Below are 16,147 nucleotides of genomic sequence, written 5' to 3'. Positions count from 1 at the left end.
GCGTGTAATCACGCTGCGTTCGCTTCGAACCCGTTTCCAATTTGACTCTCCTTCTTCCCGCAGGATCAGGTGTCAACTTATTTCAGGACGGGTCAGCACCAATAAAAAAGCCTGCCGTTTCGGGCAGGCTGAAAAAGAGATCCACACTCAATGCCTTGTGGGTACAAGGCAGCGATAAGTCTAACGGGTGAACGCGCAGCGCTGGTTTCATCAGCCTTTACAGTTATTACCGCGCAATACGCGGCAGCGTTCAACCTCAATCGGCACGCCAATGAGCGCGAATCCGTTGGGCGAGGGCTTCGAGCGTATCCGCGTCGGCGACCTCGCGGCCGTGCATGCGCAGCGGTTGGCCGTCCCAACGCGGAATCACATGAAAATGCACATGCGGCACGGTTTGACCCGCCGCCACGCCGTTGAACTGGCCGATAAACACGCCATCGGGCCGCAACGCCGCGCGCACCGCGATCGCGAGCTTCTGCGTCATGCGCATGCAGGCCACCGTCGACGCATCCGACAGATCGAAAATTTCCGCCGCCGCCTCTTTCGGCACCACCAGCAAATGGCCGTCCGCTTGCGGCATCAGGTCCATAAAAGCCAGCGCCGTGCCGGTTTCCGCGACTTTGATGCAGGGTAGTTCGCCACGCAGAATCCTCGCGAAGGGATTGCTGTTGTCGTAGTTCATCACGCTTCCTTTCCTGGATTGCAGGGACAGTTCGAGGGATGCCGCATTCGCCTCTATTGTCCGCCTCGACTGTTACAGCGCGCGGGCCGCGCGCTTGATTGCCTGCGGTGGTTGGCCATACGCCCGCAGAAAGGCGCGCCGCATGCGTTCGGTGTCGACGAAACCGGTGTCGACGGCGACGGCTTCCATTGAGTGACGGCCGGCCTCCAGCATGGCGCGCGCGGCCTCCACGCGCAACGCTTCAATCGCTTTGGCTGGCGATTGGCGGGTTTCGTCGCGAAACGCGCGGCTGAACTGCCGCGGACTCAGATGCGCGACATCGGCAAGCTGTTCCACCGTCAGGGGCTCCCGCAGATGGTTCTTGGCGTACGACAGCGCGCTCTGAATACGATCGGATTTCGGTTCGAGATCGAGCATGGCGGAGAACTGCGACTGGCCGCCGGTGCGCCGGTGATACACCACGAGCTTCTTGGCGATCGCACGCGAAACGGCGGTGCCGAGATCGTTTTCAACCAGCGCCAGACACAAGTCGATACACGCCGTCATGCCGGCGGATGTCCACACGGAACCGTCGACGATAAAAATGCGGTCGTCGTCGACCCGCGCGCCGGGAAAGCGCCGTTGCAGCTCGTCCGAATACGCCCAGTGGGTCGTGGCATGGCGGCCGTCCAGAATGCCGGCCTCCGCCAGCACGAAGGCGCCGGTGCAGATGCTGGTGGTGCGGCGCGACGCAGCGAGCGCGTCGTTCAGAAACGTCAGCATGCCGGGCGACGACGGCGCGATTTCCATGGCGCCTGTCACGACCACGGTGTCGTAGCCGGGATCGCCGAACGGCCGCGAGACGACCTCCACACCGGACGAACTGCGCACCGTGCCGCCGAGTTCGGAAATCACCTCGACCTGATATTCGGGCTGCCCGGCCACCAGGTTAGCCAGTTCGAACACCGAGATCGCGACCATATCGAGGATCTGGAAGCCCGGAAAAACCACCACGCCGACGTGTCTCATTGCGATGTCCTAAAACGAGGTAATTACGATATTTGAGACGAAAGACTACGCGTCTAGACTTGCCTCGTCAACCTGCAGTGCGCGCTGAAACGGCACGGCAGTGGCGGTTTCCGGGTTTTTCATTCATCTGATTTCTGACTGGGCAAAGGCGCGATGCGCCACGCCCGCAAGGAGCGCTTCAAATGGCAACGCAAGCAAACAGCAAGGGAACGGCATTGGTAACGGGCGCATCGTCGGGCATCGGCGCGGTGTACGCGGACCGCCTCGCGCGGCGCGGTTACGACCTGATTCTGGTCGCACGGGACGTCGCACGGCTGAACGGCCTGGCCGAGCGTCTGAAGCAGGCTACCGGTCGCAACGTCGAGACCATCGGCGCGGATCTGACCGTCAAGGCCGATACGCGCCGCATCGAAGACCGGCTGCGCGTGGACCAGAACATCACGATGCTGGTCAATAACGCGGGCGTCGGCGCGACGGCGTCGCTGATCGATTCCGACGTCGACGCGCTCGAACAGATGATCGAGCTGAACGTGACCGCGCTCACGCGCCTGACGGCGGCGGCCGTGCCGGGTTTCGTCGCGCGCGGCAAGGGGATTCTGATCAATGTCTCGTCGGTCGTGGCGTTGTCGCCGGAGATGTTGAACGGCACGTATAGCGGCACCAAGGCCTATGTCTTGAATCTGACGCAGTCGCTGCAACACGAAGTGGGCGACAAGGGCGTGCAGTTGCAAGCGGTGTTGCCGGGCGCGACCAGCACGGCGTTCTGGGACCGCGCCGGACTCGCGGTCGAGCATTTGCCCGCACAGATCGTGATGACCGCCGAAGACATGGTGGACGCGGCGCTCGCCGGTCTGGACCAAGGAGAACTGGTGACGATTCCGTCGTTGCCGGACGCGGCGGATTGGGAGCGCTTCAACACCGCGCGTCAGGAGTTGAAGCCGAATCTGTCGCGTCAGCAGCCCGCCGCGCGTTACGCGCGCGCCAACGCGGCCTGAAGGCCCTAGCGCCAATCCGTCGCCACGTCGTCGGGATCGACCAGCGTCAATCCCGACGACGGCAACGGCAGCGCCGTTTTATACCGCACCTGCTTGAGCGCAAAACTCGACCGGATATTCGAGATACCCGGAATCTTCGTCAGATGGTCGACGATGAAGCGCTCGAGCGTTTGCATGTCCGGCATCACGACGCGTAACAGATAGTCGGCGTCGCCCGTCATCAGATAGCACTCCATCACCTCGGGGCGCGCCGAAATCGCCTGCTCGAAACGCTGCAGCGCGTCTTCCACCTGTTTTTCCAGACTCACCTGAATGAACACGTTGATGCGCAGCCCGAGCGGTTCCGGATTGAGCAGCGTGACCTGCTGCTTGAACAAACCCAGCTTTTCGAGCGCGCGCACGCGGTTGAAGCACGGCGTGGGCGACAGATTCACCGACCGCGCCAGATCCGCATTGGTGATGCGCGCGTTCTGCTGCAACTGGCTGAGGATACCGATGTCGATGCGGTCGAGCCGCCGGGGTGGCGTCGTCATAGATGAAATATTCCGTGTGGGCGGCGAATTTCGGAATAAATAGCCTATCTCAGCCGCTGCTCACAAGCAATTCAGACGCTCATTTTGTGACCTCATGGTTACCATTGACTCACTCGATCTTGAGCCGAACGCGTTGATTGCGGGAGTGGTGCCATGACGGATTTGTCCAACGGTAACGAGCAGGTGCGGGCGTTGAATGCGCAGCAAGTCGACGGTGCGGAGCCGGCGGATACCGATCCGCAGGAAACTGCCGAATGGCTCGACGCGCTCGATGCGGTGGTCCAACACGTCGGCCGCGACCGCGCGCAGTTTCTGTTCGATAAGCTGGCGAGCCACGCGCTGTCGCTCGGTGTCGAATCGGCGCGCACCAATGTCACGCCGTACCAGAACACGATTCCGTTCGAGCAGCAGCCGCGCTATCCGGGCAACCTCGAACTCGAAGAACGGCTTGCCGCCGCCTTGCGCTGGAACGCACTCGCCATGGTGGTGCGTGCGAACAAGGCTTATGGCGAACTCGGCGGTCATATCGCGAGCTATGCATCGGCGGCGGATCTGTTCGAAGTCGGCTTCAACCATTTCTTCCGCGCGGCGGCGCCGGGCGGAGAGGAGGGCACGGGCGACCTCGTCTACTTCCAGCCGCATTCGTCGCCGGGCGTGTATGCGCGGGCTTACCTCGAAGGCTTTCTGTCCGAGGAGAACCTGCAGCATTACCGGCGCGAAATCGGCGGCCCGGGATTGTGTTCGTATCCGCATCCGTGGCTGATGCCGGACTTCTGGCAGTTCCCGACCGGCTCGATGGGTATCGGCCCGATCAATGCGATTTACCAGGCGCGCTTCATGCGCTACCTGGCCAACCGTGGCCTCGCCCAAACCGACGGCCGCAAGGTGTGGGGTTTCTTCGGTGACGGCGAAATGGACGAACCGGAATCGACCGGTGCGCTGTCGCTCGCCGCGCGCGAGGGGCTCGACAACCTGGTGTTCGTCATCAACTGCAATCTGCAGCGGCTCGACGGTCCGGTGCGCAGCAACGGCCGCATCATCGACGAACTGGAGGCGCATTTCGTCGGCGCCGGCTGGAATGTGATCAAGGTGCTGTGGGGCTCGGACTGGGACGCGCTGTTCTCGCGCGACCGCACCGGCGCGTTGCTGCGCGCATTCGCGCAGACCGTCGACGGTCAATTCCAGACCTTCTCGGCGAACGACGGCGCGTACAACCGCGAACGCTTCTTCGGCCAGAACCCGGACCTGGCCGCGCTCGCCGCGCAGTTGAGCGACGACGACATCGACCGTTTGCGGCGCGGCGGTCACGACGTGCGCAAGCTGCATGCGGCCTACGCGACGGCGTTGGCACATCGAGGCCAGCCGACGGTGATCCTGGCGAAGACGATGAAAGGCTTCGGCATGGGCGCCGCGGGGCAGGGCCGCATGACCACCCATCAACAGAAGAAACTCGATTTCGACGACCTGAAGGCGTTTCGCGACCGTTTCCGACTGCCGCTAACGGACCACGACGTCGAACAGGTGAAGTTTTACCAACCCGCAGCGGACAGCCCGGAAATGCAGTACCTGCATGCTCGCCGGGCGGCTCTCGGAGGCTATCTGCCCAGAAGGCGGAGAGTCGCATCGACGGGGCTGATCGTCCCGCCGGTGTCCTCCTGGGGGCAATTCGCGCTGGACTCGAACGGCCGCGAAATGTCCACGACCATGGCGCTGGTACGCATGCTGACCGCGCTGCTGAAGGACAAGGAAGTCGGCCCGCGCGTGGTGCCGATCGTCGCCGACGAGGCGCGCACCTTCGGCATGGCGAACATGTTCCGCCAGGTCGGCATTTATTCGCCGCTCGGGCAGTTGTACGAGCCGGAAGACCTTGGCTCGATGCTCTACTACCGCGAGGACACCCGAGGCCAGATTCTGGAGGAAGGCATTTCGGAAGCGGGCGCGGTGTCGTCGTGGATCGCGGCGGCGACGTCGTACAGCGTGCACGATCTGCCGATGCTGCCGTTCTACATCTACTACTCGATGTTCGGTTTCCAGCGCATCGGCGATCTGATCTGGGCGGCGGCGGATCAGCGCGCAAGAGGTTTTCTGATCGGCGCGACGTCGGGCAAGACGACGCTCGGCGGCGAGGGCTTACAGCATCAGGACGGATCGAGCCATCTGGCGGCATCGACGATTCCGAATTGCTGCGCTTACGATCCTGCGTTCGCGTACGAGCTTGCCGCGATCGTCGACGAAGGCATGCGCGAGATGGTCGACGCGCAGCGCGACGTGTTCTATTACGTCACCGTGATGAACGAAAACTACGCGCAGCCTTCCGTGCCGGACGGCGATTGGGCGACATTGAAAACGGGGATTCTGAAGGGCATTTACGCGTTGGACGCTCAGCAGGAAGGTGCCGCGCCAGCCACGGTGCAGTTACTCGGCGCGGGCGCGATTCTCGGCGAAGTGATCGCGGCGCGGCAGATGCTCAAGGACGACTGGCAGATCACCGCCGCCGTGTGGAGCGTCACGAGTTTCACGGAGTTGCAGCGCGACGGGATGGCGGCGGAGCGGCTTGCGCGGCTCGGCAAAAGCATCGATGCCGAGAGCGACACGCCCTATGTCACCCAGGCGCTCGCTGTATCGCAAGGCCCGATCATTGCCGCAACGGACTATGTGCGCGCGGTGCCCGAATTGATTCGCGCCTACGTGCCACGCCGCTACGTGACGCTCGGCACCGATGGTTTCGGCCGCAGCGACACGCGCCAGGCGCTGCGCGAATTCTTCGAAGTGGACCGCCGCTCCATTGTGATCGCCGCACTGAAAGCGCTGGTGGACGAGGGCGCCGTCGAGGCCGCCGTGCTCGCTGAAGCGAGGGCCCGATATCTGGGTGACGCAGCGCCCGGCGCCGCGTCCTGGCAACGCTGAACGATCAGTCGCTCACCGCCACCTGGTTCTTTCCATCCCGCTTGGCGCGATACAGGCCGACGTCGGCGGCTTCGATCAGCTTCGTCACCGGCTCGGCCACCGACGGCACCAGCATCGCCGCGCCGATGCTGATCGTCACCACGCCGCTTGCGGAGCCCGCATGCGGAATCGCGAGTCCTTCGATCGCGATGCGGATCTTCTCGGCCAGCAGCCGCAAGCCACCCGACGACGTGCCCGGCAACACCACCGCGAACTCTTCGCCGCCGAAACGCGCCGCGAGATCCGGTGAGCGACCCAGGCAGGCTTCGACGGTTTGCGCGACGCGTTTGAGCACTTCGTCGCCGGCGACGTGACCGTAGGTGTCGTTGTAGGCCTTGAAGTTATCCACATCGATCATCAGGAAACCGAGGCCGGTTCTGTCGCGCGTGGCGCGGCGCCATTCGGCGGCCAGATACTGATCGAGGTAACGGCGATTCGACAGCCCCGTCAAACCGTCCGAATGCGTGAGCCGCTGCAGTTCCAGATTGGTCGCGAGCAACTGCTGTTGCGACTGGCGCAGCGCCTGATACGCCTCGTCGCGTTGCAGCAGGTTCAGATACGAGCGCGAGTGATAACGAATCCGCGCGATCAACTCGATGCGGTCCGGCAGCTTCACCAGATAGTCGTTGGCGCCGGCGGCGAACGCCGCGCTTTTCACCAGCGGCTCTTCCTTGGTTGACAGCACGATGATAGGAATGTCGCGCGTGGCCGGATTCTGCCGGTATTGACGCACCAGCGTGAGGCCGTCGGTGCCCGGCATCACGAGGTCTTGCAGGATCACGGTGGCGCGCGTTTCGTCGGCGCAGCGCACCGCTTCTTCGGGCGACGCGCAGTAATGGAAATCGACGCTCGACTCGCCGGCCAGCGCCAGCCGGATCGCTTCGGCGATGATCGCCTGGTCGTCGACCAGCAACACCATGATCGGGCATTCGGCGGCGGGCGGATTACCGAGGATGCGGGCCAACGCGTCGTCGACGGCGAGATTAGGGGCGTCCTCCGCTTCCAACGCTTGCGCCTGCGCGTTCGCGTCGTCTTCTGCGAGGTCCTGCGCGACGGCGTTCCGATGCGGTTTAGGAGTGTCCATGATGTTCAGCCAGAATGAATGTCAGTGAATCGAAGCGTGCTCAGATGCGGTCGCGCGAACAGTGTGCGCCAATCATGGGCTGATCGCAGCCGTGAGTGCAGTAGCAATCCTCGGTAAGGGCAGGATCCTGACGGCGGCATCGAGCGCGGCGGCCGCCTTTGGCATGCCGTACACGGCGCATGTCGCTTCGTCCTGCGCGATCGTGTGATAGCCCTTGGTGCGCATCGCCTTGAGGCCGATCGCGCCGTCGCGCCCCATGCCGGTCAACAGCACGCCGACCGCGCGCGCCGGCCAGCGGGCCACCACGCTGTGGAAAAACACGTCGACGGAAGGGCGATACGGCGTTTCTTCCGGCACCCGCGTGTAGCCGAGTACGTTCGGCAACTTGAGGTGCAGGTGATCGTCGGTGGCGGCGAGCAGCACCACGCCCGCTTGCGGCCGGTCGCCTTCGCGGGCGATCCGCACCGGCAACGCCGATTGCTGGTTCAGCCAGTCGGCCATGCCGGCCGCGAACGCGGCGTCGACGTGCTGCACGATCACGGTCGCCGCCGGGAAGTCTTTGGGCAATCCGGCGAGCAGCGTGGCGAGCGCGGCGGGCCCACCGGCCGATGCACCGATCGCCACCAGCGGCGTATCGCGGCTGGTCGCGCTGACGGGCGCGCCGGCAGCGGCCGCGCCGGGCGCGATGCGCTCCTTGACCAGCGCGCCGATGCGGTCGATCTTCGCGATCAGCGTGGCGATGCTCTTGTGCGCGTCGGGCCCGCTCAGCGACGGCGTGTCGACGGCGTCGAGCGCGCCCGCGCCCATCGCTTCATAGACGCGCCACGCGTTCGCGCCGACGTCGACGGTCACGATCAGGATCGCGCACGGCGCGCGCGCCATGATGCGGCGCGTGGCCTCGATGCCGTCCACATTCGGCATCACCAGGTCCATCAGCACGATGTCGGGCCGCTGCGCGGTGCAGAAATCAACCGCCTGCTGGCCGTCTTGCGCGACCCATAGCACGTCGTAGTCGTGGCGCGCCGCGAGCGCGCGGCGTAGCGCCTCGATGGCGAGCGGCATGTCGTTGACGATTCCGATTTTCATCCGTTTTACCCCCGGGCTTAGCCGTAAGCTTCGCCAATCAGATCACGCACCGCATCGAGTAGTGCTTCGTCGTGAAAACTGCCTTTCGCCAGATAGTAGTCGGCACCGGCGTTCAGGCCGGCGCGACGGTCTTCTTCGCGATCTTTATAGGAAACTATCATCACCGGCAGCGACTGCAACTGCGGATCGCGTTTGATCAGCGTGACCAGTTCGATGCCGTCCATGCGCGGCATGTCGATGTCGGTAATGACGAGGTCGAAGCGCTCGCCGCGCACCGCGTTCCAGCCGTCCATGCCGTCGACGGCGATCGTGACGTCGTAGCCGCGCGTGGCCAGCAGCTTGCGTTCGAGTTCGCGCACAGTGAGCGAGTCGTCGACCACCAGCACGCGACGAGTGGTGCGCTGGGCCACCTGCGCGATGCCATGTTGCGTGTGCTTCAGATCGCCGCCCGCGACGAGCCGTTCGACCGAACGCAGCCAGTCGTCGACGTCGGCGATCAGCACGGGGTCGCCGTTTTCCATCAACGCGCCGGCGGTGATATTGCGGACCTTGCCGAGGCGCGGGTCGAGCGGCTGCACCACCAGCATCCGCTCGCCGAGAAAACGGTCCACCACCACGCCGTACGTGTGCGGACCGTCGCCGATCACGATCATGCTGACGGCGTCGCTTTGATCGCCGGGTGGCGCGGTGTCCAGAATCTGATGCGCGGTGACGACGCCGATGCGCCGCCCGGCGAAGGCGATGTGCTGATGGCCTTCGAGCAGTTCGATCTCCGCGCGGCTCACGTTCAACGTGCGGTTCACATGCGCGAGCGGCACGGCGTACGGCTCGCCCGCGACTTCGATCAACAGGCTGCGGATCACCGACAGCGTGAGCGGCAACTGCAGTTGCACGCGCGTGCCGAGGCCGGGTTCATGGGTGATGCGCACGGTGCCGCGCACGCGTTTGACGACGTCGTGCACGGCGTCGAGTCCGACGCCGCGGCCGGAGAGATCGGTCACCTGATCGCGCAGCGAAAAGCCGGGCAGCAGCAGGAATTCGAGCAATTCGGCTTCGGACAGACGCGCGGCGGTTTCGTCGCTCGCGAGCTTCTTGTGCACGATCGACGCGCGCAACGCGTCGAGGTCGATGCCCGCGCCGTCGTCGGACACCGTGATGAGCAGCGCGCCGGCGGTGTGGCGAGCGTCGAGCGTGAGCGTGCCTTCTTCCGGCTTGCCGCGCGCCATGCGCACGGCGGGCGCTTCGATGCCGTGGTCGAGCGCATTGCGCAGCATGTGGCCGAGCGGCGCCTCGAGCAGATCGAGAATGTCGCGGTCCACCTGGGTCGATTCGCCGACCAGTTGCCAGCGCACCTTTTTACCGAGCGAACGCGCGACGTCGCGCACCATCCGCGCGAGTCCGCCAGTGCCGTCGCCGAAGGGGCGCATCCGGCATTGCAACGCGGCGTCGTAGAGTTGCTGCGACAGATGCGTCGAGCGACGGTCGAAGCTTTCCAGATCGGCTAGGCGCTCGGCGAGCAGGTGCTGCGATTCGGCGGTGAGACGGCGCACTTCTTCGAGCGCGGCCTGGGCGCGTGGGTCGAGCTTGAGGTCGGCGAGCGTTTCGTGCAGTTGATCGAGCGCGCGAGTGCCGTCGCGATGGACGCGTTTGATGCGCAGCATCGATTGCGCGAAGGGTTTCAGCCAGCGCGATTCGACCAGCGATTCGCCGGACAGCGACAGCAGGCGGTCGAGGTTGTCCGCGCGTACGCGCAGCATGCGGCCGGATTCGGTGGTGGTGGTCGCGGAGGGCGTTGCGGTTGTTGCGGGCGGCGCGCTGATGGCGTTGCCGGCGACGGTCGAGGCGGCCGCTGAGGGCGATGAAGGCAGCAGGGCGGCCGCTGGCTCTTCGAGTGCGTTAGCAGGCACGGACGCGGTCGACTTCGCTTCAGCTCGTAGCGCTTCGGCTAGCAGGTTGAAGGCGGCGTCGGGGTCGAATGCCGGGGGCGTGTCGGCGTCAGCAGGCGAGGGTGTCGCCGTGCTCGGTGCGGATGCGGCGGGAGCGGCCGGCGTAACGGGCGTAGAACCGTGAGCCGCCGTGGAGCTGGCAGCCGACGCCGAGTCAGCACCCGACGCAAACCCGCTGCGCGTCGCCGCCCCATGCGGCGGTACGCCCGCCATCCGCGCATGCAACGCCGCGACGCAGATGCCGACCGCATCGCGGGACGATTCATCCTCGTCATTGCCGATGCGCGCAATGATATCCACGCCGCGCAGCAACGCGTCGATCCACGCCGCGTCGAGCAACGCGCGCCCTTCCTGCGCGGCGACGAAGCATTCCTCCATCTCGTGCGCGAGTTCGACGCCGACCTGCACGCCGACGATCCGCGCCGCGCCCTTCAGCGAATGCGCGGCACGCATGCAGGCTTCGAGCGCGGCGGCGTCGCGCGGCGCACGGTCGAGCGCGAGCAGGCCGTCGTTCAGCACGCGTGCCTGGGTCCGCGCTTCTTCGCGGAAAAGATCGATCAGCGACGGGCGGCGCGGGTCGTCCGTCATCCGAGACTCCGGTTCAAGGTATCGAATAGCGCGTCGGCGTCGAGCAGGCCGACGCTCATGCCGCGCCACGGCGCGACCGCGCGCGTGTGCGCGGCGGCTGCTTGCGACAGCGTGGCGGGCGGCGGGCAGAAACTGTCGAGCGCGATCCGGTGCACGCCGTCAACCTGGTCGACCGGCAACACCGCGTGCTCTTCGCCGCGCGAGACCACGAGCAGACGCGGCAGGTCGTGCCGCGCGCGGGCGTCGCGACCCATGCGCTCGTCGCGCGTGTCTTGCGCAGCGCCGCCGGCGTCGAAACCGAGCAGATGCGCGAGCGACAGACACACCAGCAACTCGCCCTGCACATTCACCACGCCCAGCACCGCGCGATGCTGCCGATGCGGCAGCGTATGAATCGGCCGCGTCTGCACGATGCGTTTGAAGATCGGCGTGGGCAACGCCAGCCATTCGTCGCCGATACGAAAGACGAGGAAGGATTCGCTCGCGTTTTGCCCTTCGTTTATTGAGCGAACCTGTCCTGGCGCGCGCGCTTCATGCAGCGCGAGATCCACGCGCGGAATCGGCCGCTCCAGCAATCGGGCTGCGGCCGCTTCGAACACCGGGCAATTCAGGCAGCGCACATAGTCGTCGAGACGCTCGCACGACGAATCTCCGCGCACGCCGATGCGGTTCCAGCAATCGTCGAAGCCGATCGTCTGCGTGTCAGCCACGTTGCGCTCCCTGGGTGCGCGACGCGCGTTGCATCAACAGACGCGCGCCGTTGCGGTCGCCTTCGAGTTCGAGCAGCGTCGCCAGATGAGCAAGCGCCTCCGTGTGCTGCGGATCGAGATAAAGCGCTTTGCGATAGTGGCCGCGCGCGAGGTTCGTTTCGCCGTTGGCGTCGGCCAATACGCCGAGCAGATAAAACGCGTCGGCGTGCGGCGCGTGTTGTTCCAGATAAACGTTGATCGCCGTGGCGGCTTCCGCGAGACGGCCGGCGTCGGCGAGTGCGTGCGCGGCTTCCAGACTGTCGCGGGCGGCGTTGGTCGGCGCGGGGGCGACTGGCGGCAGCGTGTTGTGCGCTTGCGATGAAGTCATGGGCGGCTTAAACGCCGCCGACAGCGAACTACCATGAAGCGGCGCCGACGACGTTGCGTCGTTGAGTGGCGCGACGGCCCCGGCGGCGATGCCGTTGAACGCCGCGCGGTTGATCGATGTGCGCGCAACCGGATCGGGCCACGCGAACGGCTCGGCCGAGAACACTGGCAACGGAGCGAGCGCGGGTACCGGCGCGTGTGTCATCGCGAGCGCGGCGGCGGTAGCAAGCGGTGCGGTAGGCCAACCGTTCAACTGCGTGTCGCCTGGCGTGGCGCGATGGAAGGCGAACGCCAGCGGAATCTTCGCCGACTGCATGCCGTAACGCATCAGCAGCCCGGTTTCGGCCGGACCGACGAACAACGTGCCGTTTTCGGCCAGCACGTGATTGAGCGCGTGCAGCGCGGTCTGCTGCGCTTCACGATCGAAGTAGATCAGCACGTTGCGGCAGAACACGAAGTCGTAGACGCCCAGCGCCGCCGCGTCGAGTTGCATCAGATTGGCGCGCGAAAATCGCACCGTATCGACGATGCGCGGCGCGAGACGCCAGCCGTCTTCGGTGCGCGCGAAGTGCGCGTCGCGGAACGGAAACGCATTGCCGCGAAACGAATTGCGGCCGTAGTGCGCTCGTTGCGCGACGGCGAGCGAGCGCTCGCTGATATCCATCGCGTCGATACGCAATTGCGCGGCGTCGATGCCCGCGTCGAGCAAGCTCATCGCGATGGTGTACGGCTCTTCGCCGGTTGAACACGGCAAGCTCAGAATGCGCAGCGGCAGCGCGGTGCCGCGTTCATACAAGCGCTCATGCGCGAGCCGCGCGAGGGCCTTGAACGCGTCGGCATCGCGATAGAACCAGGTCTCGGGCACCACCACGGTTTCGATCAACGCCTGCACGATCGCCGGCGACGTCAGCGCGGCGTTCAGGTAGTCGGCGAGTGTGGCGTCGGCGTGACCGTCCGCGTACCAGGCCGCGGCGCGTTGGTCGACCGCGCGCTCGATCGCGCTATGACCGAGCGACGCCGCGTCGAGCCCCATGGCCCGGTGCAGTAACTCGGCGAAGCGTCGGTACAGCGGCGCGTTGTCGTGATGCGCGTTCATGCGTGCGCCTCGGGAAACAGCAATGCCCTGACGTCGTCGGGCAGCAGATGCTCGACGCGAATCCATTGCACCAGACCGCCGGCTTCGCTCGCGACTGGGCCGAGATAGCGCGCGTGCGGCAGGTCGATGCCGGCGTCGTGAAACGCGTCGGCGTCCAGACGCAAGGTGCGGGTCGCGCCTTCGAGCAGCAGGGCGAGCAGGCGCACGGCGCCCCTGTACGGATAGCGCACCAGCACCACGCGCGTCGACATGAGCTGCGCGGCGGGGCGGCCGAGCGCGAGCGCCGGCAGATCGATCAGCGGTAAGGGCGCGCCCTCGTGATCCAGCACGCCGGCGACCCATGACGGCGCACCGGGGATCGTCTTCGGCGGCGACTGCGGCGTGATCGGCATCAGACGCTCCACCTGCGTCGCGTCGATCACGTAGCGTTCGCTATCGAGCGTGAAGAGGATGAAGAGCATCGGCGTGAGCGGTGGCTGGACGGGGGCGGTGTCTGGCTTGGTTGCGCGCTGACGCGCGTCAGGCCATGACCTTGAAGCGCGACACACCCGTGCGCAGACTGTTGGCGACGTGCGTCAGATCGTCGATCGCCTGGGTCGACTGGCGCAGCGATTCCGCCGTCTGCTGGGCGGCTTCCGAGAGCTGCGTCAACGCCTGGGTGATCTGTTCGGCGCCGGTCGCCTGGGTCTGCATGCCTTCGTTGACCATCGAGAAGCGCGGCGCGAGCTGTTGCACCTGCTGGATGATCTGCGTGAGATGGCCGCCCACGTTCTGCACGTCGAGCATGCCGCGGCGCACTTCTTCGGAGAACTTGTCCATGCCCATCACACCCGCGGCCACCGCCGACTGGATCTCCTTGACCATCTGTTCGATGTCGTACGTCGCGACCGCGGTCTGATCGGCGAGGCGGCGGATTTCGGTGGCCACGACCGCGAAGCCGCGGCCGTATTCGCCGGCTTTCTCGGCTTCGATCGCTGCGTTCAGCGACAGCAGGTTCGTTTGATCCGCGACCTTGGTAATGGTGGCGACGACCTGGTTGATGTTGCTGGCCTTCTCGTTGAGGATCGCGAGCTTCGCGTTGACCGAGCCGGCCGCTTCCATCACGAGGCGCATGGTTTCTTCCATGCGCGCGAGACCGGCGTGACCGGTGCCCGCGAGCGCCGCCGACTGGCCGGCCACCTCGGAGACTTCGTTCATGGTGCGCAGCAGATCGCGGGAGGTCGCGAAGATCTCACGCGAAGTGGCGCCGATCTCGGTGGTGGTGGCCGCGGTTTCGTTCGCGGTGGCCTGCTGTTCACGCGAGGTCGCGGCAATTTCCGTGACCGACGTGGTGACCTGCACCGCCGATTTCTGCGCCTGGCCGACCAGCGCCGTGAGTTCGTCGGTCATGCGGTTGAAGCCCGCTTCGAGCGCGCCGATTTCGTCGGCGCGATTCAGTTGCAGACGTTGCGTCAGATCGCCCGTGCGCATGACGTCGACGACCTGCAGCACCTTGGCCATCGGCGTGGTGACCGCGCGGAGCAGCCAGTAGCCCGACAGCACGGCGACGGCCGCGGCGAGCAGGAGCATCACCAGCAGCACGATGCGAGTCGCTTCCACCGAGCCGCGAATGCTTTCGGCGGACTCGTCGGCGTAGCTCTTATTGTTGTCGACCAGCTTGCGCACCGACAGCCGGCCGGTTTCCCAGATCGGCGTGAGTTGCGTGTTGAAGATGCGCGCGGCGTTGTCTTTCGAACCCGGCAGGACGCTCAGCAACGATGCCTGGATCGGCACGTACTGCGCCTGCTGCTGACGGAAATCGTTGAAGAGGTCACGGTCGACGTCGCGAAAGATGGTCGCGCTGTAGTCGTTGAGCAGCTTCTGGAGAGTCTGCTGGGTTTCCTGCAAACGCGAGGTGTCGCGCTTGACCGTATCAGGGTCCGCGTCGACATAGATGAGGCGCTGCGTGACGGAGTAATTCTCGAACCACGCCGCGCGCATGGCGGTAGCGTAGTAGAGGCCGGGCATGGAGTCCTGCTGCTGGCTCTTGGCGTTGCGGTCGATGCCGCCGAGCTGTTCGAAAGTGACGATCGCCATTGCCAGCATCACGATCAGCACGATCCCGAAGCTGCACAGAATCCGTTGCCGGATGGTCCATTGTTTCACGCGCACGCCCCTTACTTTTGGCTGTGTCTCGAACCCGCCTGGTCGACGTGGGATGTCTTGGGGTCGAGGGATCGGAAAGCTTTGCGGGCCGCCGGATTGATCCGACAGCTTGTGCGGCGAATTTTACATTGATCGGCGGATTGGGGGGCTGATCTCATTGAGCGGCGGGACTTCAGGGGAAACGGCCTGCGACGCGCGTCGCGCGGCGGTTACACGGGTAATGTCTCGTTACCACTTGCAGCATCTATTTCCGCCCGCGACCTCCACAATCCGTTCCATGCCTCAACGGCGGGAGTCAAACATGAAAAAGATCGCAGTGGCGTTGGTGATGATTGGGAGTCTGAGCGTGGCGGGGCAAGCCTCGGCTCATGGCAATGGCGGCGACGTGGTCGGTGCGCTGATAGGCGGTGCGTTGTTGGGCGCGGTGGTGACCTCGGCGTTGAATCCAGCGCCGGTGGTGGCTTACCAGCAACCGGTCTATGCGCAGCCGGTGTATGCGCAACCGGTGTATCAACCTGCGCCGGTGTATGCCGGGCCGCCGCCGGGAGCGTGCTACGACCAGTACAGCGGCGCCTATGTCGCCTGCGGTGCACCGCCTCCTCCGCAAGCGCAATACGGTTATCCGGGCTATCCGCAGCCTCAGCCGGGTTGGTAAGCGTCGGACGCGCCTGACGCGCGCCGTACAATGACCCGTCCTGCTATAGGTTGACAGGTTTTGCCGGGGTATCCGGCTGGTAAAGATACCCCCTTAACGACGCCCGATGAACTTCATCGGGCGTTTTGTATTTGAGCGAGTGATGTGGCCGTTCGCTGTTGTAGATCTGCACCGACTGTCTGACCATGCGCACAGCCTGGGCCAGATTGGCAGGACGATGCAGCAACAGTTCCGTTTTCAGAATGCCGTTGATGCGCTCGGCCAGTGCGTTCTGGTAGCAGTCATAGCCGTCGGTCATTGAGCAGGT

14 protein-coding genes are annotated in these 16,147 nt (G+C 65.1%); 3 read left to right on the top strand and 11 right to left on the bottom strand.

The window, feature by feature from the left end; translation table 11 throughout:
- Nucleotides 1–256: 256 nt before the first annotated feature.
- On the bottom strand, nucleotides 257–682 hold the full coding sequence (locus B0G83_RS37285) for an HIT family protein (protein WP_105512266.1): 426 nt from the start codon (nucleotides 680–682) through the stop codon (nucleotides 257–259).
- A gap of 72 nt (nucleotides 683–754) precedes the next feature.
- Nucleotides 755–1,690 (bottom strand): GlxA family transcriptional regulator, encoded by a 936-nt coding sequence (locus tag B0G83_RS37280; protein WP_105512265.1) that lies wholly within the window; start codon nucleotides 1,688–1,690, stop codon nucleotides 755–757.
- Between the two features lie 182 nt (nucleotides 1,691–1,872).
- Here B0G83_RS37280 and B0G83_RS37275 point away from each other — a divergent pair, with 182 nt between their 5' ends.
- Nucleotides 1,873–2,685, top strand: a complete 813-nt coding sequence (locus tag B0G83_RS37275) for an SDR family oxidoreductase (RefSeq protein ID WP_105512264.1) — start codon at nucleotides 1,873–1,875, stop codon at nucleotides 2,683–2,685.
- 5 nt (nucleotides 2,686–2,690) lie between these two features.
- On the opposite strand, the gene B0G83_RS37270 is transcribed toward B0G83_RS37275, so the two are convergent.
- On the bottom strand, nucleotides 2,691–3,218 hold the full coding sequence (locus B0G83_RS37270; protein ID WP_105512263.1) for an Lrp/AsnC family transcriptional regulator: 528 nt from the start codon (nucleotides 3,216–3,218) through the stop codon (nucleotides 2,691–2,693).
- Nucleotides 3,219–3,371: 153 nt separating this feature from the next.
- Between B0G83_RS37270 and mdeB the strand changes: the two genes are divergently transcribed.
- Nucleotides 3,372–6,125 carry an alpha-ketoglutarate dehydrogenase gene (mdeB, locus tag B0G83_RS37265; RefSeq protein WP_105512262.1) on the top strand — a complete coding sequence of 918 codons (2,754 nt, stop codon included), beginning with the start codon at nucleotides 3,372–3,374 and terminating at the stop codon, nucleotides 6,123–6,125.
- A 4-nt stretch (nucleotides 6,126–6,129) separates the two neighbouring features.
- Here mdeB and B0G83_RS37260 read toward each other — a convergent pair whose 3' ends face one another.
- The 7 genes from B0G83_RS37260 to B0G83_RS37230 form a co-directional block, all read right to left on the bottom strand.
- Entirely contained in the window at nucleotides 6,130–7,248 is a 1,119-nt protein-coding gene (locus tag B0G83_RS37260) for a diguanylate cyclase (RefSeq protein WP_105512261.1), read from the bottom strand.
- A 72-nt stretch (nucleotides 7,249–7,320) separates the two neighbouring features.
- The gene (locus B0G83_RS37255; protein WP_105512260.1) at nucleotides 7,321–8,334 is read right to left on the bottom strand and encodes a chemotaxis response regulator protein-glutamate methylesterase; all 1,014 of its coding nucleotides are present in this window, start codon (nucleotides 8,332–8,334) and stop codon (nucleotides 7,321–7,323) included.
- 17 nt (nucleotides 8,335–8,351) lie between these two features.
- On the bottom strand, nucleotides 8,352–10,868 hold the full coding sequence (locus B0G83_RS37250; protein ID WP_105512259.1) for a hybrid sensor histidine kinase/response regulator: 2,517 nt from the start codon (nucleotides 10,866–10,868) through the stop codon (nucleotides 8,352–8,354).
- Nucleotides 10,865–11,578: a chemotaxis protein CheW gene (locus B0G83_RS37245; protein WP_105512258.1), complete on the bottom strand. Its 714-nt coding sequence runs from the start codon at nucleotides 11,576–11,578 to the stop codon at nucleotides 10,865–10,867. The genes B0G83_RS37250 and B0G83_RS37245 overlap by 4 nt, the downstream gene beginning before the upstream one ends.
- Nucleotides 11,571–13,040, bottom strand: a complete 1,470-nt coding sequence (locus tag B0G83_RS37240; protein ID WP_105512257.1) for a protein-glutamate O-methyltransferase CheR — start codon at nucleotides 13,038–13,040, stop codon at nucleotides 11,571–11,573. The genes B0G83_RS37245 and B0G83_RS37240 overlap by 8 nt, the downstream gene beginning before the upstream one ends.
- Nucleotides 13,037–13,501, bottom strand: coding sequence for a chemotaxis protein CheW (locus B0G83_RS37235; protein ID WP_105512256.1), 465 nt, complete (start codon nucleotides 13,499–13,501; stop codon nucleotides 13,037–13,039). The genes B0G83_RS37240 and B0G83_RS37235 overlap by 4 nt, the downstream gene beginning before the upstream one ends.
- 58 nt (nucleotides 13,502–13,559) lie before the next feature.
- Nucleotides 13,560–15,185, bottom strand: a complete 1,626-nt coding sequence (locus B0G83_RS37230) for a methyl-accepting chemotaxis protein (protein WP_105512267.1) — start codon at nucleotides 15,183–15,185, stop codon at nucleotides 13,560–13,562.
- 301 nt (nucleotides 15,186–15,486) lie between these two features.
- Between B0G83_RS37230 and B0G83_RS37225 the strand changes: the two genes are divergently transcribed.
- Nucleotides 15,487–15,840 carry an ecotin precursor gene (locus tag B0G83_RS37225; RefSeq protein WP_105512255.1) on the top strand — a complete coding sequence of 118 codons (354 nt, stop codon included), beginning with the start codon at nucleotides 15,487–15,489 and terminating at the stop codon, nucleotides 15,838–15,840.
- A 43-nt stretch (nucleotides 15,841–15,883) separates the two neighbouring features.
- On the opposite strand, the gene B0G83_RS37220 is transcribed toward B0G83_RS37225, so the two are convergent.
- A partial coding sequence (locus B0G83_RS37220) for an integrase core domain-containing protein (RefSeq protein ID WP_146120291.1) occupies nucleotides 15,884–16,147 on the bottom strand: 264 nt, incomplete at its 5' end.

Origin of the sequence: Paraburkholderia sp. BL21I4N1 (assembly GCF_002973525.1) — a bacterium.
GTDB lineage: Bacteria > Pseudomonadota > Gammaproteobacteria > Burkholderiales > Burkholderiaceae > Paraburkholderia.
This window is presented reverse-complemented; position numbering and strand designations above follow the sequence as displayed.

Coding starts and splice junctions, on each gene's coding strand:
- B0G83_RS37285 (WP_105512266.1), bottom strand. CDS start 682: ATGAACTACGACAACAGCAATCCCTTCGCGAGGATTCTGCGTGGCGAA.
- B0G83_RS37280 (WP_105512265.1), bottom strand. CDS start 1,690: ATGAGACACGTCGGCGTGGTGGTTTTTCCGGGCTTCCAGATCCTCGAT.
- B0G83_RS37250 (WP_105512259.1), bottom strand. CDS start 10,868: ATGACGGACGACCCGCGCCGCCCGTCGCTGATCGATCTTTTCCGCGAA.
- B0G83_RS37275 (WP_105512264.1), top strand. CDS start 1,873: ATGGCAACGCAAGCAAACAGCAAGGGAACGGCATTGGTAACGGGCGCA.
- B0G83_RS37225 (WP_105512255.1), top strand. CDS start 15,487: ATGAAAAAGATCGCAGTGGCGTTGGTGATGATTGGGAGTCTGAGCGTG.
- mdeB (WP_105512262.1), top strand. CDS start 3,372: ATGACGGATTTGTCCAACGGTAACGAGCAGGTGCGGGCGTTGAATGCG.
- B0G83_RS37270 (WP_105512263.1), bottom strand. CDS start 3,218: ATGACGACGCCACCCCGGCGGCTCGACCGCATCGACATCGGTATCCTC.
- B0G83_RS37235 (WP_105512256.1), bottom strand. CDS start 13,501: ATGCTCTTCATCCTCTTCACGCTCGATAGCGAACGCTACGTGATCGAC.
- B0G83_RS37255 (WP_105512260.1), bottom strand. CDS start 8,334: ATGAAAATCGGAATCGTCAACGACATGCCGCTCGCCATCGAGGCGCTA.
- B0G83_RS37260 (WP_105512261.1), bottom strand. CDS start 7,248: ATGGACACTCCTAAACCGCATCGGAACGCCGTCGCGCAGGACCTCGCA.
- B0G83_RS37240 (WP_105512257.1), bottom strand. CDS start 13,040: ATGAACGCGCATCACGACAACGCGCCGCTGTACCGACGCTTCGCCGAG.